At 73.0% G+C, this 24,237-nt stretch carries 21 protein-coding genes; 2 read left to right on the forward strand and 19 right to left on the reverse strand.

Annotated elements, in window-relative coordinates:
* Position 1: 1 nt before the first annotated feature.
* From ACQPW6_RS04315 to pyrR, 3 genes are all read right to left on the reverse strand, one after another.
* Positions 2-1,303, reverse strand: a complete 1,302-nt coding sequence (locus ACQPW6_RS04315; RefSeq protein ID WP_433888185.1) for a dihydroorotase — start codon at positions 1,301-1,303, stop codon at positions 2-4.
* Positions 1,304-1,305: 2 nt separating this feature from the next.
* Positions 1,306-2,325 (reverse strand): aspartate carbamoyltransferase catalytic subunit, encoded by a 1,020-nt coding sequence (locus ACQPW6_RS04320; RefSeq protein WP_433888186.1) that lies wholly within the window; start codon positions 2,323-2,325, stop codon positions 1,306-1,308.
* Positions 2,326-2,427: 102 nt separating this feature from the next.
* Entirely contained in the window at positions 2,428-3,066 is a 639-nt protein-coding gene (pyrR, locus tag ACQPW6_RS04325) for a bifunctional pyr operon transcriptional regulator/uracil phosphoribosyltransferase PyrR (RefSeq protein ID WP_433888187.1), read from the reverse strand.
* 186 nt (positions 3,067-3,252) lie between these two features.
* On the opposite strand from pyrR, the gene bldD reads away from it, so the two are divergent.
* Positions 3,253-3,756 carry a transcriptional regulator BldD gene (bldD, locus tag ACQPW6_RS04330; protein ID WP_433888188.1) on the forward strand — a complete coding sequence of 168 codons (504 nt, stop codon included), beginning with the start codon at positions 3,253-3,255 and terminating at the stop codon, positions 3,754-3,756.
* Between the two features lie 195 nt (positions 3,757-3,951).
* Here the strand turns inward: bldD and fusA are convergent, their stop codons facing one another.
* From fusA to ACQPW6_RS04410, 16 genes are all read right to left on the reverse strand, one after another.
* Positions 3,952-6,024: an elongation factor G gene (gene fusA / locus ACQPW6_RS04335; RefSeq protein WP_433888189.1), complete on the reverse strand. Its 2,073-nt coding sequence runs from the start codon at positions 6,022-6,024 to the stop codon at positions 3,952-3,954.
* 436 nt (positions 6,025-6,460) lie between these two features.
* On the reverse strand, positions 6,461-7,912 hold the full coding sequence (locus tag ACQPW6_RS04340; protein WP_433888190.1) for a pyridoxal phosphate-dependent decarboxylase family protein: 1,452 nt from the start codon (positions 7,910-7,912) through the stop codon (positions 6,461-6,463).
* Positions 7,913-8,065: 153 nt separating this feature from the next.
* Positions 8,066-8,491, reverse strand: coding sequence for a transcription antitermination factor NusB (gene nusB / locus ACQPW6_RS04345; RefSeq protein WP_433888191.1), 426 nt, complete (start codon positions 8,489-8,491; stop codon positions 8,066-8,068).
* Positions 8,492-8,493: 2 nt separating this feature from the next.
* On the reverse strand, positions 8,494-9,060 hold the full coding sequence (gene efp, locus ACQPW6_RS04350; protein WP_433888192.1) for an elongation factor P: 567 nt from the start codon (positions 9,058-9,060) through the stop codon (positions 8,494-8,496).
* 54 nt (positions 9,061-9,114) lie between these two features.
* Positions 9,115-10,224 (reverse strand): aminopeptidase P family protein, encoded by a 1,110-nt coding sequence (locus ACQPW6_RS04355; protein ID WP_433888193.1) that lies wholly within the window; start codon positions 10,222-10,224, stop codon positions 9,115-9,117.
* Positions 10,225-10,314: 90 nt separating this feature from the next.
* On the reverse strand, positions 10,315-11,016 hold the full coding sequence (locus ACQPW6_RS04360; RefSeq protein WP_433888194.1) for an AAA family ATPase: 702 nt from the start codon (positions 11,014-11,016) through the stop codon (positions 10,315-10,317).
* 184 nt (positions 11,017-11,200) lie between these two features.
* Positions 11,201-11,638, reverse strand: a complete 438-nt coding sequence (aroQ, locus tag ACQPW6_RS04365; protein WP_433888195.1) for a type II 3-dehydroquinate dehydratase — start codon at positions 11,636-11,638, stop codon at positions 11,201-11,203.
* Entirely contained in the window at positions 11,635-12,744 is a 1,110-nt protein-coding gene (aroB, locus tag ACQPW6_RS04370; protein WP_433888196.1) for a 3-dehydroquinate synthase, read from the reverse strand. The genes aroQ and aroB overlap by 4 nt, the downstream gene beginning before the upstream one ends.
* A 77-nt stretch (positions 12,745-12,821) precedes the next feature.
* Positions 12,822-13,355: a shikimate kinase gene (locus ACQPW6_RS04375; protein WP_433888197.1), complete on the reverse strand. Its 534-nt coding sequence runs from the start codon at positions 13,353-13,355 to the stop codon at positions 12,822-12,824.
* Entirely contained in the window at positions 13,352-14,536 is a 1,185-nt protein-coding gene (gene aroC / locus ACQPW6_RS04380; RefSeq protein ID WP_433888198.1) for a chorismate synthase, read from the reverse strand. Before aroC ends, ACQPW6_RS04375 begins: the two co-directional genes overlap by 4 nt.
* A 112-nt stretch (positions 14,537-14,648) precedes the next feature.
* Positions 14,649-15,479 carry a shikimate dehydrogenase gene (locus ACQPW6_RS04385; RefSeq protein ID WP_433888199.1) on the reverse strand — a complete coding sequence of 277 codons (831 nt, stop codon included), beginning with the start codon at positions 15,477-15,479 and terminating at the stop codon, positions 14,649-14,651.
* The gene (gene mltG, locus ACQPW6_RS04390) at positions 15,479-17,341 is read right to left on the reverse strand and encodes an endolytic transglycosylase MltG (RefSeq protein ID WP_433888200.1); all 1,863 of its coding nucleotides are present in this window, start codon (positions 17,339-17,341) and stop codon (positions 15,479-15,481) included. Before mltG ends, ACQPW6_RS04385 begins: the two co-directional genes overlap by 1 nt.
* A 101-nt stretch (positions 17,342-17,442) precedes the next feature.
* Positions 17,443-17,907, reverse strand: a complete 465-nt coding sequence (gene ruvX, locus ACQPW6_RS04395) for a Holliday junction resolvase RuvX (RefSeq protein ID WP_433888201.1) — start codon at positions 17,905-17,907, stop codon at positions 17,443-17,445.
* A gap of 265 nt (positions 17,908-18,172) precedes the next feature.
* Positions 18,173-20,842, reverse strand: coding sequence for an alanine--tRNA ligase (gene alaS, locus ACQPW6_RS04400; protein WP_433888202.1), 2,670 nt, complete (start codon positions 20,840-20,842; stop codon positions 18,173-18,175).
* Positions 20,842-21,207 carry a DUF6167 family protein gene (locus ACQPW6_RS04405; RefSeq protein WP_433888203.1) on the reverse strand — a complete coding sequence of 122 codons (366 nt, stop codon included), beginning with the start codon at positions 21,205-21,207 and terminating at the stop codon, positions 20,842-20,844. The genes alaS and ACQPW6_RS04405 overlap by 1 nt, the downstream gene beginning before the upstream one ends.
* A 5-nt stretch (positions 21,208-21,212) precedes the next feature.
* Positions 21,213-21,653, reverse strand: a complete 441-nt coding sequence (locus ACQPW6_RS04410) for a DUF948 domain-containing protein (protein ID WP_433894418.1) — start codon at positions 21,651-21,653, stop codon at positions 21,213-21,215.
* Positions 21,654-21,883: 230 nt separating this feature from the next.
* Here ACQPW6_RS04410 and ACQPW6_RS04415 point away from each other — a divergent pair, with 230 nt between their 5' ends.
* Entirely contained in the window at positions 21,884-24,034 is a 2,151-nt protein-coding gene (locus tag ACQPW6_RS04415) for an ATP-binding protein (RefSeq protein WP_433888204.1), read from the forward strand.
* Positions 24,035-24,237 lie beyond the last annotated feature (203 nt).

A 24,237-nucleotide genomic window follows, 5' to 3' on the forward strand; every position in this document is an offset into this window, starting at 1 on the left:
GTCACGTGAGTTTCCCGTCCAAGACCGTCGCACGGCCCCGCAGGAAGGTGGCGAACACCCGGCCCGGCAGCTCGCGGCCCTCGTAGGGGGTGTTGCGGCTGCGGGAGGCGAAGCCCGCGGGGTTGACCACACCACGGTATGCGGGATCGACCAGCACCAGGTTCGCGGGCTCGCCCACCGCGATCGGGCGGCCGTGGCCGGCCAGCCGGCCGATCACCGCGGGCCTGGCCGACATCCGGTCGGCGATGCCGGCCCAGTCGAGCAGGCCGGTGTCGACCATGGTGTGCTGCACCACGGACAGCGCGGTCTCCAGGCCGACCATGCCCATCGCCGCCGCGGCCCACTCGCAGTCCTTGTCCTCGTGCGGGTGCGGGGCGTGATCGGTGGCGACGCAGTCGATGGTGCCGTCGGCGAGCGCCTCGCGCAGCGCCAGGACGTCGGCCTCGGTGCGCAGCGGCGGGTTGACCTTGTAGACCGGGTTGTAGGACCGGACCAGCTCGTCGGTGAGCAGCAGGTGGTGCGGGGTGACCTCGGCGGTGACGTCCCAGCCCTTGGACTTGGCCCAGCGGACGATCTCCACCGAGCCGGCCGTGGACAGGTGGCAGATGTGCACCCGGGACCCGACGTGCGCGGCAAGCAGGACGTCGCGGGCGATGATCGACTCCTCGGCGACGGCCGGCCAGCCGGTCAGCCCCAGCTCGCCGGAGACGACGCCCTCGTTCATCTGGGCGCCCTCGGTGAGCCGCGGCTCCTGGGCGTGCTGGGCGATCACGCCGTCGAACGCCTTCACGTACTCCAGCGCCCGGCGCATGATCACCGCGTCGTCCACGCACTTGCCGTCGTCGGAGAAGACCCGCACCTGGGCGGCGGAGTCAGCCATGGCGCCCAGCTCGGCGAGCTGCTTGCCCTCCAGGCCGACGGTGACGGCGCCGACCGGCTGCACGTCGCAGTAGCCGGACTCCCGCCCCAGCCGCCAGACCTGCTCGACGACGCCGGCGCTGTCGGCGACCGGGAAGGTGTTGGCCATGGCGTGTACGGCGGTGTAGCCGCCGGTCGCGGCGGCCCGGGTGCCGGTCAGTACGGTCTCGGAGTCCTCGCGGCCGGGCTCGCGCAGGTGGGTGTGCAGATCGACCAGGCCCGGTAGCAGCACCATCTCGCCGCCGGCCTCGACGGTCCTGTGCACGCCCTCGCCGGACAGGCCGGTGCCGAGGGCGGCGATCGTGTCGCCCTCGATCAGCACGTCACGGGGCTCACCGCCGAGGATCCGCGCGCCGCGGAGCAGTGTCTTCTCGGTGTTACTCATGGTTACTTGCTCTCCTCGGTGCGGGCGGTCTCCGTGCGGCCGGCCTCGGTGCGGGCGGTCTCGGCTTCGGGTCGGGGGGCCGCTATGGCCGGCTCCGAGCCGCCGAGCAGCAGGTAGAGCACCGCCATCCGGGTGCTGACCCCGTTGGCGACCTGCTCCACGGCGGTGCAGCGCGGCGAGTCGGCGACCTCGGCGGTGATCTCCATGCCGCGGTTCATCGGCCCGGGGTGCATGACGATGGCGTGCTCGGGCAGTACGGCCATCCGCTGCCCGTCCAGGCCGTAGCGCCGGGCGTACTCCCGCTCGGTGGGGAAGAAGGCGGCGTTCATCCGCTCCCGCTGCACGCGCAGCATCATCACCGCGTCGGACTTGGCGAGCACCTTGTCCAGGTCGTAGGAGACCTCGCACGGCCAGTGCTCGACGCCGATCGGCAGCAGGGTGGGCGGGGCGACCAGCGTGACCTCGGCGCCGAGGGTGCCCAGCAGCAGGACGTTGGAGCGGGCCACCCGGCTGTGCAGCACGTCGCCGACGATCGTGATCCGGCGTCCGGCCAGGTCGCGGCCGGTGCCCGACAGGTGGCGGCGCATGGTGACGGCGTCCAGCAGCGCCTGCGTCGGGTGCTCGTGGGTGCCGTCGCCGGCGTTGACCACCGAGGCGTTGATCCAGCCGGAGGTGGCGAGCCGGTCCGGGGCGCCGGAGGAGTGGTGGCGGATCACCACCGCGTCGGCGCCCATCGCCTCCAGGGTGAGCGCGGTGTCCTTCAGGGACTCGCCCTTGGAGACCGAGGAGCCCTTGGCGGAGAAGTTGATGACGTCGGCGGACAGCCGTTTGGCGGCGGCCTCGAAGGAGATGCGGGTACGCGTCGAGTCCTCGAAGAACAGGTTGACGACGGTACGGCCGCGCAGGGTGGGCAGCTTCTTGATCGGCCGGTCGGCGACGCGGGCCATCTCGTCGGCGGTGTCGAGTACGAGCAGGGCGTCGTCGCGGGTGAGGTCGGCGGCCGAGATCAGGTGGCGCTTCATCGGGTCACTCCGTAGTGCATGGGGCAGGCCGGGCGGGCCGGGCGGGCTGGACGAGGGCACGCGGAAGCACCAGGACCCGTACGGGGCCCTGGCGCGGGGGCGCTACTCGTCGGCCGGCGGGCCGGGCGTCGGGCCGGGCTTCTGGCCGAGCAGCACGCTGTCGCGGCCGTCCTCCTCGGTCAGCAGCACCCTGACGGTCTCGCGCAGCGAGGTGGGGAGGTTCTTGCCGACGTAGTCTGCCCTGATCGGCAGCTCGCGGTGGCCGCGGTCGACCAGCACCGCGAGCTGTACCGCGCGGGGGCGGCCGATGTCGTTGAGCGCGTCGAGGGCAGCGCGGATGGTGCGGCCGGAGAACAGCACGTCGTCGACCAGGACGACCAGCCGGCCGTCGATGCCGTCGGCGGGGATCTCGGTGCGGGCCAGCGCGCGCGGCGGGTGCAGCCGCAGGTCGTCGCGGTACATGGTGATGTCGAGCGAGCCCACGGCGGTGGGCCGGCCGGTGATCTCGGCGAGTTTGGCGGCCAGCCGGCGGGCCACGAAGACGCCTCGGGTGGGGATGCCGAGCAGCACCACGTCGTCGGCGCCCTTGGCGCGTTCGACGATCTCGTGGGCGATGCGGGTCAGTACCCGGGCGATGTCCGGGGCTTCCAGCACCGGGCGGGCGGGGACCTCGCCGGCCGACTGGGCGGCGGTCCCGGCAGCGGCGGTGGCTGCGGTGGATCTCGTGCGGTCTTCGACCATGGGTCGGGGACCTCCTTCCCCGCCTCACAGGACGGGCATTAAAGGACGTCGGATGTACGCGGACCACGCTACCAGGTGACGGAGACCGCCCAGGTCAGAGACCGGTCGGACCTTTTCGGCTTGACCAACCCGGATTACGCTGCGTAACCTCACAGTGAGTCACCGAGTTTCCGTCCGGGGAGCCATATGTCCAGCGATTACGCCAAGCAGCTCGGAGCAAAGCTCCGCGCCATCCGCACTCAGCAGGGCCTTTCTCTGCACGGCGTCGAGGAGAAGTCCCAGGGCCGCTGGAAGGCAGTGGTCGTGGGCTCCTACGAGCGCGGCGACCGCGCCGTGACCGTGCAGCGGCTCGCCGAGCTCGCCGACTTCTACGGGGTGCCCGTCCAGGAGCTGCTGCCCGGTACGACGCCGGGCGGAGCCGCCGAGCCGCCGCCGAAGCTCGTCCTCGACCTGGAGCGGCTGTCCCAGGTGCCGCCGGAGAAGGCGGGGCCGCTGCAGCGGTACGCGGCCACGATCCAGAGCCAGCGCGGCGACTACAACGGCAAGGTGCTGTCGATCCGGCAGGACGACCTGCGCACGCTCGCGGTGATCTACGACCAGTCGCCTTCGGTGCTGACGGAGCAGTTGATCGGGTGGGGCGTGCTTGACGCTGACGCTCGTCGGGCCGTGCAGCAGCACGACGAGGTCTGACCTGCGGTCCGCTTGATCGGTGCAGAAACGTCCCCGCGCATGGGGTGGCTGGGGACGTCTCCCACCTGACAGTCCGTTGTGGCTTGTCGCGCAGTTCCCCGCGCCCCTTCGGGGCACGTCCGACGCCGCGCCGTGGCGGAGCCACGCTTCATGCGCAGCCCCGCGACCCCGATAGGGGCGCGGGGCTGCGCTTTTTTACGCCGCGGGGGCGTAGCCCGCGGGCTGGGTGGTGAAGGTCGCGCGGGACTTCGTGTGGGTGCGGAGGCGGGTGGCGTAGCCGAACATCGCGGACAGCGGGACCGTCGCCTTGATCACCGTGCCCGGCGGGGTGGTGGTCGTGGACGAGATGCGGCCGCGGCGGGCGGACAGGTCGCCCAGCACGGCGCCCACGCAGTCGTCCGGTGTCGTGACGGTGACCTCCACCACCGGTTCGAGCAGCACCATCGTGGCGGCGCGCAGGGCCTCCCTGAGGGCGAGCCGGCCGGCCGTGCGGAACGCCATCTCCGAGGAGTCCTTGGGATGGGTCGCCCCGTCGGTCAGCGTGACCCGCAGGCCGGTCACCGGGTGGCCGCCGAGCGGGCCGTCGATCAGTGCGTCCCGGCAGCCCTTCTCGACCGCCTGGACGTACTCCCGCGGCACCCGTCCGCCGACCACGGCCGAGCCGAACACGAAGCCGTCGGCGCCGCCCTCGCCGGCCGCCCGCGCGGCCGGTTCCAGCGGTGCCACGTCCAGCACGACGTGGGCGAACTGCCCGGCGCCGCCGTCCTGCTTGACGTGCCGGTAGACCAGTCCCGCCACTCCGCGGCCGACCGTCTCCCGGTGGGCCACCTGCGGCCGGCCCACGCCGACATCGAGGCCGTGGGCGCGCCTGATCTTCTCCACCGCGACCTCCAGGTGCAGTTCGCCCAGGCCCGCCAGCACGGTCTGGCCGGTCTCTGCGTCGGTCCGTACGACCAGTGAGGGGTCCTCCTCCACCAGCCGGGCCAGCGCCGCCACCAGCCGCTGCGTGTCGGCGTCGCGTGCCGTCTCGATCGCCATCGAGACCACCGGTTCCGCCACCGCCGGCGGTTCCAGCACCAGGGCCGCGTCCGGCGCGCAGAGAGTCGCCCCGGCGCGGGCCGCCTTCGGCCCGACCAGTGCCACGATGTCGCCGGCCACCGCCTGGTCCAGCTCGGTGTGCCGGTCGGCCCGCACCCGCAGGATGCGGCTGATCCGCTCGCTGCGGCCCGCGCCCGCGTCCAGCACGGTGTCCCCCTTCCGAATCGTTCCCGAATACACCCGTACGTAGGTCAGCCGCCCGGTGGCGGTCGCGCTGACCTTGAACACCAGCGCCGCGAACGGCGCCGCCGGGTCGGCGGCCCGCTCCCGTACCTCGTCGCCCAGCGTCCCGCGCACCGGCGGCACGTCAGGCGGTGCCGGCAGGTAGGCCAGCACGGCGTCCAGCAGCGGTTCGACGCCCTTGTCGCGGTACGCCGAGCCGCACAGCACCACCACGGCCTCGCGGCCGAGGGTCAGGTCGCGCAGCGCCGAGCGCAGCGTCCGCGCCGACACCTCGGCCCCGGAGCAGAACTCCTCCAGGACCGCCGGGTGCAGCTCGGCCGCCGCCTCCTCCAGCAGCCGGCGGCGGCGCAGCGCCTCCGCCCGCAGGCCCTCGGGCACCGGGCCCTCCTGGAGGCCGCCGGCACCGTCGGACCAGACCAGCGCCCGCATCCGCAGCAGGTCCACCACGCCGGTGAAGCCGTCCTCGCTGCCGATCGGCAGCTGGACCACCAGCGGGACGGTGTGCAGCCGCTGCCGGATCGAGGCGACCGCCCGGTCCAGGTCGGCGCCCGTGCGGTCCAGCTTGTTGACGAACGCGATCCTGGGCACCCCGTACCGGTCGGCCTGCCGCCACACCGACTCGCTCTGCGGCTCGACGCCCGCGACGGCGTCGAACACCGCGACCGCGCCGTCGAGCACCCGCAGCGAGCGCTCCACCTCGTCGGCGAAGTCCACATGCCCCGGTGTGTCGATCAGGTTGATCCGGTGGCCGTCCCAGGCGCAGCTGACCGCGGCGGCGAAGATGGTGATGCCGCGGTCGCGCTCCTGCGGGTCGAAGTCGGTGACGGTGGTGCCGTCGTGCACCTCGCCGCGCTTGTGGGTGGCGCCGGTGAGGAACAGCACGCGTTCGGTGAGGGTGGTCTTGCCGGCGTCCACGTGGGCGAGGATGCCCAGGTTGCGGACGGCGGTCAGTGGATCGGTGAGGTGTCGGTGCGGGTTGCCGCGCACGGCCCTGGCCTTTCGGAAACGGGTCCCCTGGGGAACCTGAGGTGGGGTGGCAGCGCGATTCCCGGGACGGTGCGGCCTGGCGGCAGGCCGGGTCGCCGATCCCCTCAGCCGTGGCCGGCCGGCGGTCCTTGCGGGCCGCGGGCCGCCATGCGGGTCCCCTCGAAGGGGCCCCGGGCGGGGGTCAGGTGTTCGTCGCGGGTGTCCGGAGCCGGCCGCGCGGCGGGCGCCGGTCGGACGGAGACACCAGAATCACCTCGTGCCGTGACGGGGGGACGACAGCAGCGGTGCGGTAGCGCACGGCCGGCTCCCCTCGCTCGTCAAGGCACCCGCCGCGGATCGTCCGGCGGCGCGTGATGTCGGGTCGAGTGTAGGAGTGCGCTCCGGGGCGCGCACCGGGTTTTCGTCCGACGTCCCGTCAGGATGTTCCGACGCCCCGTCAGGACGCCTCGGCGGGGCGGGTGTAGAGCCGTGAGACGACCTCGGGCAGCAGCCGCTCCGTCAGCGCCGGCGGCAGCGCCTGGAGGACGGCGAGCACCGGTGCCATCCGGTCCGGCAGCGTGCCGTCCGAGCCGACGCCCGCGGCCTGGAGGGCGAGCGCGACCTCCTCGGGGGTGAGCGCCGCCGGGTCGAGCGCGGCGGCCAGTTCGATCAGCCCCGGGTCCACCGCGGGCACCCCCACCGTGCGGGCCCGGTCGACGGCTGCCGCCAGCTCGCCGAGCAGTTCGGCGATCCGCTCCGGGTCGGCGACCGCCGCGGTGACGGTCAGGTGCAGATTGGCCGGGGAGCCGCCGAACGCGGGCTGCGGCTGGAGATACCAGCCGCGCAGCCGCATCTCGTCCGCGACGACGAACGGGTCGAGCCCGGGGTCGTCGGAGCAGACCGCGACCAGCGACGCGGCCGGCTCGCCGAGCACCCGCAGGCCGTCGATCCGCCCGATGCCGTCGATCAGCAGCCCGGTGGCCTCGTGCACCCGCCGGGACAGCTCGGTGTACCCGTCGGTGCCGACCCGGCGCAGCACCGCCCAGGCGGCGGCCAGCGGCCCGGCCGGCTTGGTGCCCTGGAGGGTCGCGTTGACCACCGGGTAGCCGGGCCAGGAGGCGTGCGCGAACCAGCCGTGCCGGCGCAGCTCGGCGTCCCGGAACAGCAGGACGGAGGCGCCCTTGGGCGTGTAGCCGTACTTGTGGAGGTCCACCGAGAGCGAGCTGACCCCCGGCACGGCGAGGTCGAACGGTGGCGGCGGCGCGATCCCGTCGGCCAGCCGCCGGTGCCCCAGGTACCAGCCGCCGATGCAGGCGTCGACATGGCAGAGCACGCCCCGCTCCGCGGCGGCCCCGGCGATCTCGGCCACCGGGTCGATGACGCCGTGCGCGTAGGAGGGCGCGGAGACGACGACCAGTGCGGTGTCCGGGGTGATCGCCGCGGCCGTCGCGGCGGCGTCGGCCCGGAAGGTCACCGGATCGACGGGCACGTTCACGGCTCTCAGCCCGAACAGCGCCGCCGCCTTGTGGAAGGCGGCGTGCGCGGTGGCCGGCAGGACGATCTCCGGCCGGTCGACGCCCCGGGTGCGGCGGGCGTGCTCGCGGGCGGTGAGGACGGCCAGCAGGCAGCTCTCGGTGCCGCCGCTGGTGAACGTGCCGGCGGTGGCCGCTCCCCCGCCGAGCAGCGCGGCGGCCTGCCCGACGATGTCGTTCTCCAGCGCGAGCACGCTCGGGAAGGCGGTCATGTCGAGGCCGTTGACACCGGCGACCGCGGCTTGGGCGCCTGCGGCGAGCTCATCGAGGCCGGCCAGACCCGAGTCGTACACGTACGCCATCGTCCGGCCGCCGTGCACGGGCAGGTCCGCGGCCCGCAGCTCGGCGAGACGTTCGAGTATCCGGTGATCGTCCATCCGGCGACTTTATGGGCGCAGGGGCCTCGCCGGGGAGTCCCGTGCGCGGGTTCCGCCGCGCCCCGTCAGGGGCGCGGGGAACGGCGCGATCAGCCCCGACGGCGCCGCGGCCGGGTGACGGGCTCAGCCATCCACGGCGCGACCCGCCCGTACCTAACGCTGAAGCGTGGGCTTGAGCTCGAGGAGGCGGCCCAGGAGGCCGTTGACGAAGGACGGGGACTCGTCCGTCGAGAACTCCTTCGCGAGCTGGACCGCCTCGTCCAGGACCACCGCGTCCGGGACGTCGTCCTCCCAGAGCAGCTCGTACGTGCCGAGCCGCAGCACATTGCGGTCGACCACCGGCATCCGGTCGAGCGTCCAGCCGACCGCGTGCGTGGCGAGCAGCTCGTCGATCCGCTCGGCGTGCGCCGCGTAGCCCTCGACCAGTTGCATCGTGTACTCGGTGACCGGCGGCTGCCGGTCGTCGGTCCGGGCGAGCCGGATCCAGTCCGCGATGACGGTCTTGGGGGCCGCACCCCGCTGGTCCGCCTCGAAGAGGATCTGGAAGGCGCGCTTGCGGGCCTTGTTCCGGGCAGCCACGGTTAGCTGTTCACCCGGCCGAGGTAGTCGCCGGTGCGGGTGTCGACCTTCACCTTTTCACCCGTGGTGATGAACAGCGGCACACCGATCTCGTAACCGGTCTCCAGCCGGGCCGGCTTGGTGCCGCCGGTGGAGCGGTCGCCCTGCATGCCGGGCTCGGTGTACTCGATGACCAGCTCGACGGAGGCCGGCAGCTCGATGTAGAGGGGCGCGCCCTCGTACATCGCGACCACGGCCTCGAAGCCTTCGAGGAGGTAGTTGGCGGAGTCGCCGACCACCTCGGGGCTGACGATGATCTGGTCGTAGGTCTCGGTGTCCATGAAGACGAAGTCGCTGCCGTCCTTGTAGGAGAACTGCATGCCGCGCTTGTCTACGTTGGCGGTCTCGACCTTCACGCCCGCGTTGAAGGTCTTGTCTACGACCTTCCCCGACAGCACGTGCTTCAGCTTGGTGCGCACGAAGGCGGGGCCCTTGCCGGGCTTGACGTGCTGGAACTCGACTACGGTCCAGAGCTGGCCGCTGTCGAGCTTGAGCACGAGGCCGTTCTTGAGGTCGTTCGTGGTGGCCACGGTTGCGGAATCTCCTGAAAGTGCTGCTTCGGGGACCGCGGACACGCGCGCCCGTCACAGGGCGAGCAGTTCCTTGGTCGTGATGGTGAGTAGCTCAGGCCCGCCGTCCGCCACCGGGCGTACGACGAGCGTGTCGTCGATGCGGACACCGCCGCGGCCCGGAAGGTGGACCCCCGGTTCGACGGTGACCGGCACGCAAGCGTCCAGTTTACCCATGGCCGCAGGTGACAACTGAGGGTCCTCGTCGATTTCCAGGCCGACCCCGTGCCCGGACCAGGGTGCCACCCCCTCGGAGTGGCCGGCGGCGAGCAGCGGCTGCCGGGTGGCGCGGTCGACGTCCCGGCAGGCCACACCGGGTGCGAGCGCCTCACGGCCGGCCCGCTGGGCGTTGAAGACCAGGTCGTACAGCTCGATCTGCCAGTCCGCGGGAGCGGTGCCGATGACGAAGGTCCGGCCGACCTCGCAGCGGTAGCCGCGGTAGACCGCGCCGAGCCGTACGGTCAGGAAGTCGCCCTCCTCGACCCGGCGGTCGGTGGGCACGTGCCGGGCGGTGCCGGAGTGCGGGCCGGTGCCGACGGAGGTGGGGAAGGCGGCGCCCTCGGCGCCGTGGTCGACCAGCCGACGCTCCAGTTCCAGCGCGAGGTGCCGTTCGGTGCGGCCGACCAGGATCGATTCGAGGAGTTCGCCCAGCGCCTGGTCGGCGATCTCGGCTGCTATCCGCAACGCGGCGATCTCGTGCTCGTCCTTGACCAGCCGGAGCTGCTCGACGGCGGAGCGCAGGTCGGACAGCGGCAGCGCGGACACCGCCGTGCCGATCGCGCGGTGCCTGGCCACGGTCAGGTGGTGCTCCTCGACGGCGAGGGAGTCGGCGCGCAGCTCCACCGCCAGGTCGGCGGCGGCCACCGCGGTGTCGCCCTCGGGCGAGCCGATCACCAGCGAGCGCAGGTCCTCCGGTGGCCGGCCCTCGCCGCGCTCGTCGGGCGGCGGCCTGCGGTGCACCAGGGCGTCCTGGGTGCCCGGGCCGACCAGCAGCGCGGCGCCGGGCGGGGCACAGCCGGTCAGGTAGCGGATGTTGGCCGGCCGGGTGACCAGGGCGGCAGCCGTGCCGTTCGCCGCGCACCGGTCGCGCAGTCGTTCTCTTCTGGCAGCGTGCACCTCGGTCATGGGGTGAGCGTATGGTCCCCGGGGCCCGGTGGCGCCCATTGCGCGGCCAAGCGAGTGGGCGGCGGCCGCCGGACGGCCCCGGGACGGCCGCTACCAGACGGGCGGGCCCTGGTGGACGCTGCGGGCCACCACGCGGTCCAGGGCGGCGGAGGCGGCGGGCACGTCGAGCTGCGAGTTGTCGATGATCGGCAGCCCGGAGCCGTACCAGCCGGCCATCCGGCCGTGGATCCTGGCGACCTCCTCGTCGGACAGCCGGCGGTTGCCGCTGCGCTCGGCGTTGCGGGTCAGCACGATGTCCAGGCCGGGGAGCAGCACCACGGGGAGCAGGCCGGGGCCGACGTGCCGCTTCCAGCCGCCCAGGCCCACGGCGGGGCGGTCGGGGAAGACGGCGTCGTCGATGATGCAGGAGACGCCGTTGGCGAGGAAGTTGCGGGCGGCGAAGCCGCAGGTGCGGCGGGCGAGGCGGTACTGCGCCTCGGAGTGCTCGTTCCACCCGGCCTGCGGGTCGGCGAAGCCGGAGCGGACCCATTCGCGGACGTCGTCCAGGCTGATGTGGGCGGTCGGGGCGCCCCGGTTGTCGGCCCAGTGCCGGGCGATGGTGGTCTTGCCTGCGCCGGCCGCACCGATCAGCAGCACGGCGACGGGGCCGTGCGAGGCGCCGCCCAGCGAGTTGCCGCCGTCCGGCGCGGGGAGGCGCACCGGGGCGGGCGCGGGCAGCGGGAAGTGCCCGGTGGTGCTCGCCGCGGGCGGATTGGGGCGACCGGGCTGCGGTGCCCCCACAGCGTGCTGCATCACGGCCCTCTCCTGGCAGAGTCTGTGCGTAGACGACTGCGTCGCGCTGTGACCGGACCGGCCGGTGACGCGCTACCCGACACCGAACGCTACAGCCCCGCCTCCCGCGAGGGCAGCACGGGTCTCTCCCCCGCCCCACGCGGGCGGCAGCTCCCGGCTGCGCCCGGTCTTTCACGGGCGTGTACTAGGCGGGGTCGGCCGCCAACGCCTGGAGGGCGAGGGTGTAGGAGGTGAGGCCGAAGCCGGCGATGGTGCCGGTGGACACCGCCGCCACTACTGACGTGTGGCGGAACTCCTCGCGCGCGTGGGGGTTCGAGATGTGCACCTCGATCAGGGGCGCCGTGCGCTGGGCCGCCGCGTCCCGCATCGCGTACGAGTAGTGGGTGAACGCCCCGGGGTTCAGGACCACCGGGATCCGGCCGTCCGCGGCCTCGTGCAGCCAGCGGATCAGCTCGGCCTCGTCGTTGGTCTCCCGGACCTCCACGTCGAACCCCAGCTCCGCGCCGACCTTCCCGCACTGCTCGACCAGGCCGGCGTACGAGGTCGCCCCGTACACGTCGGGCTCACGCGAGCCGAGCCTGCCCAGGTTCGGGCCGTTCAGCACGAGCACCTTGCGGCTCACTCCGACACCTCCCCGTACGCGGCGAGCAGCACGGCCGGGTCGGGGCCTTCGAGCACGGTCGGCCTGGCCAGCCCGTCGAGGACGATGAACCGCAGCAGGTCGCCGCGTGACTTCTTGTCCACCTTCATGGTCTCCAGCAGCCGCGGCCACTGGTCGCCGCGATACGTCAGCGGCAGCCCCACCGAGCCGAGCACGCTGCGGTGCCGGTCCGCCGTGGCGTCGTCCAGCCGCCCGGCCAGCCGGCCGAGTTCCGCGGCGAAGACCATGCCGACGGAGACCGCGGCGCCGTGCCGCCAGTTGTACCGCTCGTTCTTCTCGATCGCGTGCGCCAGGGTGTGGCCGTAGTTCAGGATCTCCCGGAGCCCGGACTCCTTGAGGTCGGAGGAGACCACCTCGGCCTTGACCCTGATGGCCCGTTCGATCAGCTCGGCGGTGTGCCTGCCCTGCGGGTCGCGGGCGGCTTCCGGGTCGGACTCGACGAGGTCGAGGATCGCCGGGTCGGAGATGAACCCCGCCTTGATCACCTCGGCGAGCCCGCTGACGTAGTCGTTGGGCGCGAGCGAGCCGAGCGCGGCCAGGTCGCACAGCACCCCGGCCGGCGGGTGGAAGGCGCCGACCAGGTTCTTGCCCTCGGCGGTGTTGATGCCGGTCTTGCCGCCGACGGCCGCGTCCACCATGCCGAGCACGGTGGTGGGCACGGCGATCCACCGCACCCCGCGCAGCCAGGTCGCGGCGACGAAACCGGCCAGGTCGGTGCTGGCACCGCCGCCGACCCCGACGATCACGTCGGTGCGGGTGAAGCCGGTCTGCCCGAGCGCCGTCCAGCAGTACGCGGCGACCTCCGCGGTCTTGGCCTCCTCCGCGTTGGGCAGCTGGATCGCGATGGCCTGGTAGCCCTGCTCTGCCAGGTCCGCGCGGATCGCCTCGCCGGTGCCGGCCAGCGCCTCGGGGTGCAGGACGGCGACCCGGAGGGCCTTCGTCCCGATCAGCCCGGGCAGTTCGCCGAGCAGCTGGTGGCCGACCAGCACCGTGTACGGGTCGGTGCCGGCGGTGCCGCCGATCTCGATACGGGTGGGCGGCGCGGTCTGCGGCTCGTTCTCGCTCATGCGTCCTTCGGGCTTCCGGCGGTTCGGATGGTTCGGGCTGGGGGGGTGTGGGCTGAGGAGGTGTGGGCGGTCCCGGGTCAGACGGCGTGCGGGCGCAGCGCGTCCAGTACGGCGTCGGCGACTTCCTGCGGCGAGCGCGCGTCGGTGGCCACCACCGCCCGGGCGACCTCGGTGTACAGCGGACGGCGCTGCTCCATCAGCTCGCGCCAGCGCTGCCGGGGGTTGACGGCGAGCAGCGGGCGCGGCGCGTCCAGGCCGACCCTGCGGACCGCGTCGTGCAGGCCGACGTCGAGGAAGACCACCGGCAGCCCGTCGAGCAGCTTCCTGGTGGCCTCGTCCATGATGGCGCCGCCGCCGAGCGAGAGCACCCCGTCGTGTCCGGCGACGGCCGCGCTGACCGCGGCCCGTTCCAGATCGCGGAAGTGCGGCTCGCCGTCCTCGAAGAAGATCTCCGGGATGGGCTTGCCCGCCTGCTGCTCGATGTCGGTGTCGGTGTCGCGGTACTCCAGGTGCAGCCGCTCGGCGAGCACCCGACCGACGGTGGTCTTGCCCGCTCCGGGCGGCCCGACCAGGACGACGGCCGGCGGCCCGCTCTCCGCCCCGGTGCTCACTTGACCACCAGGTGGTCCAGGAAGCTGCGCACATTGCGCCGGGTCTGGGCGACCGAGTCGCCGCCGAACTTCTCGGCGACCGCGTCGGCCAGCACCAGCGCGACCATCGCCTCGGCGACGATGCCGGCGGCCGGCACCGCGCACACGTCCGAACGCTGGTGGTGGGCCTGGGCCGGCTCGCCGGTGGTGACGTCCACGGTGGCCAGCGCGCGCGGCACGGTGGCGATGGGCTTCATCGCGGCCCGCACCCGCAGGATCTCGCCGGTGCTCATGCCGCCCTCGGTGCCGCCGGAGCGGCCTGAGGTGCGGCGGATGCCCTCGGGGGTCGGCACCATCTCGTCGTGCGCCTGCGAGCCGGGCACCCGGGCGAGGTCGAATCCGTCGCCGAGCTCGACGCCCTTGATCGCCTGGATGCCCATCAGGGCGCCGGCCAGCCGGGAGTCGAGCCGGCGGTCCCAGTGCACGTGCGAGCCGAGGCCGACCGGCACGCCGTAGGCCAGCACCTCGACGACGCCGCCGAGGGTGTCGCCGTCCTTGTGGGCCTGGTCGATCTCGGCGACCATCGCCTTGGCCGCGTCCGCGTCCAGGCAGCGCACCGGGTCCGCGTCGAGCCGCGCCTCGTCGGCGGGCACCGGCACGATGCCGTACGGCGCCTTCGCCGCGGCCAGCTCCACGACATGGCTGACGATCTCGATGCCGGCGGTCTCCTTCAGGTACGAGCGGGCGACGGCGCCGAGCGCGACCCGGGCCGCGGTCTCCCGGGCGCTGGCCCGCTCCAGTACCGGCCGGGCCTCGTCCAGGTCGTACTTCTGCATGCCGGCCAGGTCGGCGTGGCCGGGCCTCGGCCGGTGCAGCGGGGCGTTGCGGGCGAGCCCGTCCAGGATCGCCTGGTCCACCGGGTCGGCGGCCATCACCTGCTCCCACTTGGGCCACTCGGTGTTGCCGATCATGATGGCCACCGGGCTGCCCATGGTCAGTCCGTGCCGCACGCCGCCGAGGAACGTCACCTCGTCCCGCTCGAACTTCATCCGCGCCCCGCGCCCGTACCCGAGCCGCCGCCGCGCGAGAGCGTCCGCCACCAGCTCAGTGGTGACGGGAATCCCGGCGGGCAGCCCCTCCAGCGTCGCCACGAGTGCGGGACCGTGCGACTCCCCTGCGGTCAGCCAGCGCAACCTGCTCAACGGTGCTCCCTAGAAAACGCCCGTGCCAGTTCTCCCCCCGATCCTCCCACGCCGACCCCCCGCCCCCGACCGGCCGTCCACGCTGCGGACGTCGGGTCGGGCCGGGCGGCGGTCAGCGGGATGCGAGGGCGGCCTCGCCGGCCGCGCGCATCGCTGCCAGGGGGGCCGGGGTGTGGGTGGTGTGTTGTTCCACCTGGAGGACGGCCTGGTGGACCAGGAGGTCGAGGCCGCTGAGCACCGGGGCGGCGGTGGCGGTCCAGGCGGCGGCCAGGGGGGTCGGCCAGGGGTTGTAGAGGACGTCGAAGAGGACGCCGGGGGTGGGGGGGACGGCGGGGGCCAGGTGGTCGGCGGCGCCGGCCGGGGTGGTGGCGATCACCAGCGGCTCGCTGAGCGCCTTGGCCGCGTCCGCCCAGTCCGCGGTGCGGACGGTGATGCCGAGCCGCTCGCCCCACTGCCGCATCTCCGCCGCCCGGGCCGGGCCGCGGACGTACGCGGTGACCTCGCCGGTGCAGATCCTGGCGAGGGCGGCCAGCGCGGAGGAGGCGGTGGCGCCGGCGCCCAGCACGGCGGCGGACGGCACCGAGTCGATGCCGCGTTCACGCAGCGCGGCGAGCATCCCGGGGATGTCGGTGTTGTCGCCGCGCCGGCGGCCGTCGGCGCCGAACACCACCGTGTTGACCGCCTCGACGGAGGCCGCGGTGTCGGTGATCTCGTCGAGCAGTGGGATCACCGCGCGCTTGAGCGGCATGGTCAGCGACAGCCCGGCCCACTCCGCCGGGTCGAGCCCGGCGATGAAGCCGGGCAGCGCGGCCTCGTCCACCTCGAAGCGGTCGTACCGCCAGTGGTCGAGGCCCAGCGCCGCGTAGGCGGCGCGGTGCAGTGCCGGGGAGAGGGAGTGGGCGATGGGTGAGCCGAGCACGGCGGCACGACGCTCCCGAGGCATCACCCGTGGTCCTTCTGGTACTGGTTGAAGTCCTGCACGTTCTTCTGGTGCTCGGCATAGGTGTCGCTGAACCGGGTGTCGCCGGGTTTGACGGTGACGAAGTAGAGCCACTTGCCCACGGTCGGATGCAGGGCCGCCTGAATCGCCATGTGCCCCGGATTGTCGATCGGCCCGGGCGGCAGGCCCTTGTTGTCGTAGGTGTTGTACGGCGACGGGTAGTGGGTGTCCTTGTTCGTGGTGTTCAGCGTGCTGCGGCCCATGGCGTAATTGAGGGTCGAGTCGAATTCGAGCGGCTGGCCCACGTCGAGCCGGTTGTAGATGACCCGGGAGACCTTGCCGAAGTCGTCGGCCTCCTGCGCCTCGGCCTGCACCAGGCTGGCGATCTTGAGGATGTCCTTCGGCGACTTGTCGACCTTCTTGGCCTCGCCGACGAGGTCGTCGCGGGTGTATTCGGCGTCGGCCTGCTTCACCATCTGCTTGACCAGATCGACCGGCTTCATGGTCTTGGCCACGCTGTATTTGGCGGGGAAGAGGAAGCCCTCGATATTGTTGCCGGCCCACGAGGGCAGCCCCACATTGACGCCCTTGACCTGGGCGGCCGTGCTGCCCGCCTTCAAGCCGAGTTTGGTGTCGATCGCCTCGTATATCCGCGTCGCCCGCCAGCCCTCGGGAATGATCAGCGCGTTCTGCGACTTCGGGTCGAGCATCATCGCCACCGCCGACGACGCCGACATCTTCAGGTGCAGGACGTAGACGCCGGCCTGGATGGACTGGGCCTTGGGGTTCTTCGAGGCGGCGGAGGTGAAGGCGCCGACGCTCTTCACCACGCCCGCGTCCTTGAGGATGTTGCCCATCGCCGTCAGCGTCGAGCCCTTGGGGATCTCGACCTGGGCGTCGCCCGCGCCCTCGCCCTTGTAGTCGGGGGACGGGCCGAAGTGGTCCTGGTAGACGCCGTAGCCGTAGTAGACGCCGCCGGCCAGGCCGCCGCCGAGGACGAGCAGCACCACCAGGCACGCGCAGCCGCTGCGGCGCTTCTTCGTGCCCTTGGGCTGGGAACGGCCGGCCCGCCGGCCGCCGCCGGAGGTGGGGTTGGACGTGGCGGGGCCGTCGTCATCGTCGTCGTCATCGTCGTTGGCGAAGAACGCGTGGTCGTGCGGGTCTGACTCGTCGTCCGCGCCCCAGTCGCCGGTGTTGGCGGGGGCGGTACGCAGCGGCTGGCGGCCCGGTTCCTGCTGGCGGCCCTGGAGCGGCTGCTGGCCCCGGCCCTGCTGCGGCTGACCGGGCTGGCCCTGCTGGCCGCCGGGCTGTCCCGGCTGCGGCTGTCCGGGCTGGGGCTGTCCCGGCTGCGGCTGCTGCACGCCGGGCTGCTGCTGGTAGCCCTGCTGCTGCGGCTGCTGCTGGTACTGGGGCTGCTGCGGTTGCTGGGGGTGCTGCTGCGGGTAGCCGTTCTGACCGTAGTAGCCGGTCTGCTGCTGGCCGGTGGCGTAAGGATCCTGCGGCTGGTGGCCGCCGTACGGGTCCTGGCCGCCGTAGTTGATCGGGTGGCCGCCGGTGTCGTAGCCGTCGTAACCCTGCTGCTGGTAGCCCTGCTGCTGCGGCTGCTGCTGGTACGGCTGCTGGGGGTGGCCCTGCTGCGGCTGGCCCTGCTGCGGGTACTGCTGCTGCTGGGGATACTGCTGCCCGCCGCCCTGCTGCGGGTAGTAGGGCTGCTGCTGGCCGGTGGCGTACGGGTCCTGCCACTCACCCTGCTGCTGCGGGTGCTGCGGCTGCTGATACCCCTGGCCCTGGTCGTAGGCGTCACCGAAGAGCGGGTCCTCGGGAGGCCACGGTTCGGAGCCGGAGCCCCGGCCATAGTCAGTCATCGGTCCCCTTGGTACGCGGTCGGCGTCGGGTTCGCCCACCCTGCGAAACGGGCGGCGCCATCAGGCGCCGCCGTGTCGCGCGGAACGTTACCGTACCGCGATCAGGTGGCTGCTTCGACGCCCTCCCCGGGCGCTGTGCCCGACACCCGTTCGGTCTCCAGAGCGCTCTGCAGAATGATCACTGCCGCAGCCTGATCGACTACGGAGCGTCCTTTTCTGGCCGTCACTCCGGAGGCCCGCAGCCCCTGGGTGGCCGACACGGTTGTCATCCGTTCGTCCACCAGGCGCACCGGTACCGGGGCGATGACTTTCGCCACACTACTCGCGAACCTGCGGACCTTCGCCGCCGCGGGACCCTCTGTTCCGTTGAGCGAACGGGGCAGCCCGACGACGAGCTCGATCGGCTCGTACTCGGCGACGAGCGCCGCCAGCCGGCGCAGGGCGGCGGGCACGTCGCGGCCGGGCACCGTCTCGACGGGGGTGGCGAGGATCCCGTCGGGGTCGCACGAGGCGACCCCGATCCGGGCGTCCCCGACGTCCACCGCGAGCCGCCGCCCGCGCCGCATGGCGGGAACCGGGGCCTCGGCGGCCTCGGGCTCAGGAACGTCCTCCGGGCCGGACGCCGGGCCAGGTGCAGGTCCCGGCCCCGGCTCAGGTCCCGACCCGGGCTCAGGTCCCGGCCCCGGCTCAGGTCCCGACCCGGGCTCAGGTCCCGACCCGGGCTCAGGTCCCGACCGTCGGGCACCGGACGGCTTGTGCCGCGGCTTGCGCTCCCTCATACCGCCCCGGCCCTTCCCGGCCTCATACCTTCACGCCTTCATGCTCCACGCCTCATGCCTTCTCGGCCACGAACCGCTGCACAGCCTCGATCGCGTCCGGCACGGCCGCTGCGTTCTGCCCGCCGCCCTGCGCGACGTCGTCCTTGCCGCCGCCGCCTCCGCCGAGGGTCTTCGCCGCCGTGCGGACCAGCTCGCCGGCCTTCAGGCCGCGCTCGCGGGCCGCCTCGTTGGTGGCGATCACGGTCAGCGGGCGGTCGTTGACGGCCGCGAACAGCGCCACCACGGCCGGGCGCCCGCCGCCGATCCGCTGCCGCACGTCGAGCACCAGCTTGCGCAGGTCGTCGGCCCCGGTACCGTCCGGCACCGACGCGGTGACCAGCGCGACACCGTGCACGTCCTCGGCGCTCTCGGCGAGGCCCGCCGCGGCCCGCAGCACCTTCTCGGCGCGGAACCGCTCGATCTCCTTCTCGGCGTCCTTGAGCCTGCCGAGCATCCCGGAGATCTTGTCGGGCAGCTCCTCGGGGCGGCCCTTGACCAGTTCGGTGAGCTGGGCGACCACGGTGTGCTCGCGGGCCAGGAAGTTGTAGGCGTCCACGCCGACCAGCGCCTCGACCCGGCGCACTCCGGAGCCGATCGAGGACTCGCCGAGCAGCTTGACCAGGCCGAGTTGGGCGGTGTTGTGCACATGCGTGCCGCCGCACAGCTCCTTGGAGAAGTCGCCGATGGTGACCACCCGGACCCGCTCGCCGTACTTCTCGCCGAACTCCGCGATGGCGCCCTGCTTCTTGGCCTCGGCGATCGGCAACACCTCGGCGGTGACGTCGAGTTCGCGGGCCAGCACCTCGTTGATCTTCTGCTCGACGTCGGTGAGCACGGTGCCGGGTACGGCGGTCGGCGAGCCGAAGTCGAAGCGGAAGCGGCCGGGTGAGTTCTCCGAGCCGGCCTGCGCGGCGGTGGGGCCGAGCGCGTCGCGCAGCGCCTGGTGGGTGAGGTGGGTGGCGCTGTGCGCGCGGGCGATGGCCCGGCGGCGCACCAGGTCGATCTGGGCCAGCACCGCGCTGCCGAGGGTCACCTCGCCGACCTGCACGACACCCTTGTGCACGCTGACGCCGGGCACCGGCTGCTGCACGTCGCGGACCTCGACGACGGCGCCGGACTCCAGCCGCAGCCGGCCGGTGTCGGCGAGCTGGCCGCCGCCCTCGGCGTAGAACGGGGTGCGGTCAAGGACGACTTCGACCTCGTCGCCCTCGGTGGCGGCGGGCGACGGCAGTCCGTCGACCAGCAGTCCGACGACGGTGGCCTCGTTGGTGTTCTGGGTGTAGCCGGTGAACTCGGTGCTGCCGGCCCGGTCGGCGACCTCGCGGTAGGCGGACAGGTCGGCGTGGCCGGTCTTCTTGGCGCGCGCGTCGGCCTTGGCCCGGTCCCGCTGCTCCTTCATCAGCCGGCGGAAGCCGTCCTGGTCCACCGACAGGCCCTGCTCGGAGGCCATTTCGAGGGTGAGGTCGATCGGGAAGCCCCACGTGTCGTGCAGCAGGAACGCCTGCGCGCCGGGCAGTACGGTGCCGCCGGCCGCCTTGGTCTCGGTGACGGCGCTGTCCAGGATGTTGCTGCCGGCCGCCAGGGTCTTGAGGAAGGCGGCCTCCTCGGCGAGGGCGACGGCCTCGATCCGCTTGCGGTCGGTGAGCAGTTCCGGGTACTGCTCGCCCATGGTGGTCAGCACCACGTCGACCAGACCGGCGGCGACCGGCTGGTGGGCGCCGAGCAGCCGCATGTTGCGGATGGCGCGGCGCATGATCCGGCGCAGTACGTAGCCGCGGCCCTCGTTGCCGGGGGTGACGCCGTCGCCGATGAGCATCATCGAGGTGCGCATGTGGTCGGCGACCACCCGCAGCGAGACGTCGGTGTCGGCGGACTTGCCGTAGGCGACGCCGGTGAGTTCGGTGGCCCTGTCGATGACCGCCCGCAGGGTGTCGGTCTCGAAGAGGTTCGGCACGTCCTGCAGGATCATCGCCAGGCGTTCCAGGCCGAGCCCGGTATCGATGTTCTTGGCGGGCAGGTCGCCGAGGATCGGGAAGTCGTCCTTGCCCTGGCCCTCGCCGCGGACGTACTGCATGAAGACCAGGTTCCAGATCTCCACGTACCGCTCGTCGTTGACCGCCGGGCCGCCCTCGACGCCGAACTCCGGGCCGCGGTCGTAGTTGATCTCCGAGCAGGGGCCGCAGGGCCCGGGCACGCCCATGGACCAGAAGTTGGGGCCCATGCCGAGCCGCTGGATCCGCTCGGCGGGGACCCCGATCACGTCCCGCCAGATCTGCTCGGCCTCGTCGTCCTGCTCGTAGACGGTGATCCACAGCCGGTCGCCGTCCAGGCCGTAGCCGCCCTGGTCCTGGGGCAGCGTCAGCAGCTCCCAGGCGTACTTGATGGCGCCTTCCTTGAAGTAGTCGCCGAAGGAGAAGTTGCCGCACATCTGGAAGAACGTGCCGTGCCTGGTGGTCTTGCCGACCTCTTCGATGTCCGGGGTGCGGACGCACTTCTGCACGCTGGTGGCCCGCTTGAAGGGCGGCTTGACCTCACCGAGGAAGTACGGCTTGAACGGCACCATGCCGGCCGGCACCAGCAGCAGCGTGGGGTCGTCGGCGATGAGGGACGCCGACGGCACGACGGTGTGCCCGCGCTCCTCGAAGAAGCGCAGCCAGCGGCGGCGGATTTCTGCCGACTCCATCAGTTGTCGTCCTTCCGGTTGTACGCGATGCCCCGGCGCGGCGCCGGGAAGTCGGGGTCCTGGGCGTCCAGGCGCTGGGTGTCGAGGCCCAGGGCGTCCTGCCGGGGGCTGAGTTCGCGGGGCTCGCGGGCGCCGTCGGCGGTGCGCAGGCCGAGCGCGTCGTGCAGCTCCACCTCGCGCTGCGCCATGCCGGAGCGCACGTCGTGGGCGAAGGTCCGCAGCCGGGCGCCGGTCTCCAGCGCGCGGTCGGCGGCGGTGGCGGCCAGGCTGTCCGGGCTGAGCCTGCGCAGCGCCCGGTTGACCTTGGTGGTGGCCCAGACGCCGGTCGCGGCGCCGGTCAGGAACCAGAACATACGACGGAACACGGGCCTCAGTCCTTCGAGCGGTTGCGACGGCCGCGGCGCCGGGCGGCGGGCAGCACCGGGCCTGGCGGTGTGCCGCCGGTACGGGCGCGGCCGGCGCCGCGGGCCTGCAGGCCCACCGCGCGGCGCACGCCGTAGCCGAAGGCGGCGACCTTCACCAGCGGGCCGCCGAAGGTGGAGGCCACGGTGGAGGACAGCGCGGAGGCGTTGGCGGTCACCTCTGCCACGTCGGAGGTGATGGTCTCGACCCGGTCCAGCTGGGTGTGGGCGCTGCGCAGCGCCTCGGACGCCTCGCCGAGCAGCGGCACGGCCTGCTCGGTGACCGCCGCCACCAGCTCGGTGGTGCGCCTGAGCGTCTGGGCGAGCCGTACCAGCGCGACGGCCAGGAACGACACCAGGATCGCCCAGAAGACCGCCACGATGAGGCCGGCCACCTCTCCACCGGACACGTTGCCGATCTCCCTCTCCATCACCACGTCGATTGACTACCGACCTTATCGCGCCGGACCTGGGCCGCCGCACCGCTCTCACGCGTGGCGGGCGCGGGCGTCCAGGTGGGCGCCGGACGAAGGGGGTTCGCACCTGCCGGGGCGGCTGTCATAGCAGATCCGCGGTGGATTACCAGGGGTCCATCGTCGGATTTTACGTTCCGCACACCTTCAAGTACGCTCCGTGCACCATGGAGACTGCGGGTAATCTCCCGGCCGAGCTCACCGGCTTCATCGGCCGGGACGCCGAACTGGCGGAGCTGGCCGGGCTGTTGACGCGCTCGCGGCTGACCACGGTCACCGGCACCGGGGGTGTGGGCAAGACCCGGCTCGCGGTGCGCGCCGCCCGGCAGGTGCAGGACCGTTTCCCCGACGGTGTGTGGCTGGTGGAGCTGACCGACCTGGGCGATCCCGCGCTGCTGGCCCACGGCGTGGCCGAGGCGCTGGAGGTGGCCGACCACACCATGCGCGGCCCGCGGGTGGCGCTCACCGAGCACCTGGCCGGCCGCGAACTGCTGCTGGTGCTCGACGGGTTCGACCGGCTCTCCGAGCAGTGCGCGGAACTGGTCGCGGAGTTGCTGCGCCGGGCACCCGGCCTGCGGGTGCTCGCGGCCGGCCGCCGGCCGCTCGGCATCACCGGCGAGCGGCTGCTGCCGCTGGAACCGCTGGCGGCGGCCACCGACGCGGTGCGGCTGTTCGCCGAACGGGCCGCCGAGGTGCTGCCGGGATTCGCGGTGACCGAGTCCAACGCGGCGGCGGTCGCCGAACTGTGCGGCCGGCTCGACGGGCTGCCGCTGGCCCTGGAACTGGCGGCGGTCCGGCTCCGCGCGCTGTCGGTGGAGCAGGTGCTCGACCGGCTCGCCGACCGGTTCAGGCTGCTGACCGGCGGCGATCCGTCGGCCCCCGAACGGCACCGGACGCTGCGCACCACGATCGGCTGGAGCCACGAACTGTGCACGCCCGCCCAGCGGCTGCTGTGGGCGCGGCTGTCGGTCTTCGCCGGCCGCTTCGACCTGGAGGCGGTGGAGTACGTCTGCGCCGGCAGCGGGCTGCCCGAGGACCGGATCGCCGAGACCGTCGCGGAACTGGTCGCCCAGTCGGTACTGGCCCGCGAGGAGGGCACCGACGGGCAGGTGCGCTACCGGATGCTGGAGACCGTACGGGAGTACGGCGCCGGCTGGCTGGCCGCGCTCGGCGATCAGCTGCGGATGCGGCGCAGGCACCGGGACTGGTACCTGGGCCTCGCCACCTGGTGCGAGCTCGACTGGTTCGGCCCCCGGCAGGCGGAGGTCGCCGCCCGGGTGGCGGCCGACCTGTCCAACCTGCGGCTCGCGCTGGAGTTCAGCATCGACGGCGCCGTCGGCGAGCCGCCGGAGGACCCGGCGGTCGGCCAGTACCTGGCGGGCACGCTGTGGTTCTGCTGGGTGGGCTGCGGGCGGCTCGCGGAGGGCAGGCACTGGCTGGAGCGCGCGCTCGACCTGGCGCCCGGGCCGTCGCAGGCGCGGGCCAAGGTGATGTGGGTGTACGGCTATGTGACGCTGCTCCAGGGCGACTCGACGGTGGCGCTCGGCGTGCTCCAGGACTGCCGCACCGAGGCGGTGGCCACCGAGAACGCGGTGGCCGAGGCGTACGCGGTGCACCGGCTGGGCTGCCTGGCGCTGGTGTCGGACGACATGCAGCGCGCCGAGACCTTCATCGGCGACGCGCTGGCCCGCTACCGGCAGATCGGCGAGCTGAACAGCAACGTGCTGATGGGCCAGGTCGAGCTGGCGATGGCGGTGGCCTTCCAGGGCGATCTGGAGCACGCGGTGCGGCTGGCCGAGGAGGTCAGGGAGATCTGCCGGGACCACGGCGAGCGCTGGACCCTGGCGTACGCGCTCTACGTACTCGGTTACGCGGCCTGGCTGGCCGACGACTTCGGCCCGGCCAGGCGGCTCGCGGAGGAGGCGCTGCTGATCGACCACACGTTCAACGACCTGGTCGGCACGGTGCTCGCGCTCGAACTGCTGGCGCTGGTCACCGAGAGCGAGGGCGCGCCCCATGAGGCCGCGGTCCTGCAGGGCGCGGCGGGACGGCTGTGGGAGTCGGTGGGGCTGCGGCTCTTCGGCTCGCGCCACTTCAACGCGCCGCACACGGTGTGCGAGGAGCGGGTGCGGGCGGAGTTGGGCGACACCCGGTACGCGGCGGCGCTCACGGAGGGCGCGAGGCTTCCCTTGGACGCCGCGGTCCACCGCGCCCTCCACCGGCCCCCGGCCATGGGCGCGCCCCGTAAGGGGCGCGGGGCTGCTGTCGATTTGCGGCTGCCGCCGCGTGTGCGCTCCCAGCCAGGACTAACCCCGTAGGCGCGCGGGGCTCGTGAGCGGACCGCTCCCGGCTTCAATAGGGGCGCGGGGAACTGCGCCACCAGCCCACCACCGGCCGGTGGTCGGGAAACAACAGAGAGTGCCCCTTCGGGCCGGTGGTAAAGCGCGCCACCGTCTCGGCTTGTCGCGCAGTTCCCCGCGCCCCTGAAAAGCGGCCCGCTCGCGCCCACGCGGCGGAGCCG

The organism is Streptomyces sp. CA-111067, assembly GCF_050956065.1.
Taxonomy (GTDB): Bacteria; Actinomycetota; Actinomycetes; order Streptomycetales; family Streptomycetaceae; genus Actinacidiphila.

What these genes read in the sequence shown, in the direction of transcription:
- ACQPW6_RS04315 (WP_433888185.1), bottom strand. Translation starts at nt 1,303, where the DNA reads ATGAGTAACACCGAGAAGACACTGCTCCGCGGCGCGCGGATCCTCGGC.
- ACQPW6_RS04320 (WP_433888186.1), bottom strand. Translation starts at nt 2,325, where the DNA reads ATGAAGCGCCACCTGATCTCGGCCGCCGACCTCACCCGCGACGACGCC.
- pyrR (WP_433888187.1), bottom strand. Translation starts at nt 3,066, where the DNA reads ATGGTCGAAGACCGCACGAGATCCACCGCAGCCACCGCCGCTGCCGGG.
- bldD (WP_433888188.1), top strand. Translation starts at nt 3,253, where the DNA reads ATGTCCAGCGATTACGCCAAGCAGCTCGGAGCAAAGCTCCGCGCCATC.
- ACQPW6_RS04340 (WP_433888190.1), bottom strand. Translation starts at nt 7,912, where the DNA reads ATGGACGATCACCGGATACTCGAACGTCTCGCCGAGCTGCGGGCCGCG.
- ACQPW6_RS04355 (WP_433888193.1), bottom strand. Translation starts at nt 10,224, where the DNA reads ATGACCGAGGTGCACGCTGCCAGAAGAGAACGACTGCGCGACCGGTGC.
- ACQPW6_RS04360 (WP_433888194.1), bottom strand. Translation starts at nt 11,016, where the DNA reads ATGCAGCACGCTGTGGGGGCACCGCAGCCCGGTCGCCCCAATCCGCCC.
- aroB (WP_433888196.1), bottom strand. Translation starts at nt 12,744, where the DNA reads ATGAGCGAGAACGAGCCGCAGACCGCGCCGCCCACCCGTATCGAGATC.
- ACQPW6_RS04385 (WP_433888199.1), bottom strand. Translation starts at nt 15,479, where the DNA reads ATGCCTCGGGAGCGTCGTGCCGCCGTGCTCGGCTCACCCATCGCCCAC.
- mltG (WP_433888200.1), bottom strand. Translation starts at nt 17,341, where the DNA reads ATGACTGACTATGGCCGGGGCTCCGGCTCCGAACCGTGGCCTCCCGAG.
- ruvX (WP_433888201.1), bottom strand. Translation starts at nt 17,907, where the DNA reads ATGCGGCGCGGGCGGCGGCTCGCGGTGGACGTCGGGGACGCCCGGATC.
- alaS (WP_433888202.1), bottom strand. Translation starts at nt 20,842, where the DNA reads ATGGAGTCGGCAGAAATCCGCCGCCGCTGGCTGCGCTTCTTCGAGGAG.
- ACQPW6_RS04415 (WP_433888204.1), top strand. Translation starts at nt 21,884, where the DNA reads ATGGAGACTGCGGGTAATCTCCCGGCCGAGCTCACCGGCTTCATCGGC.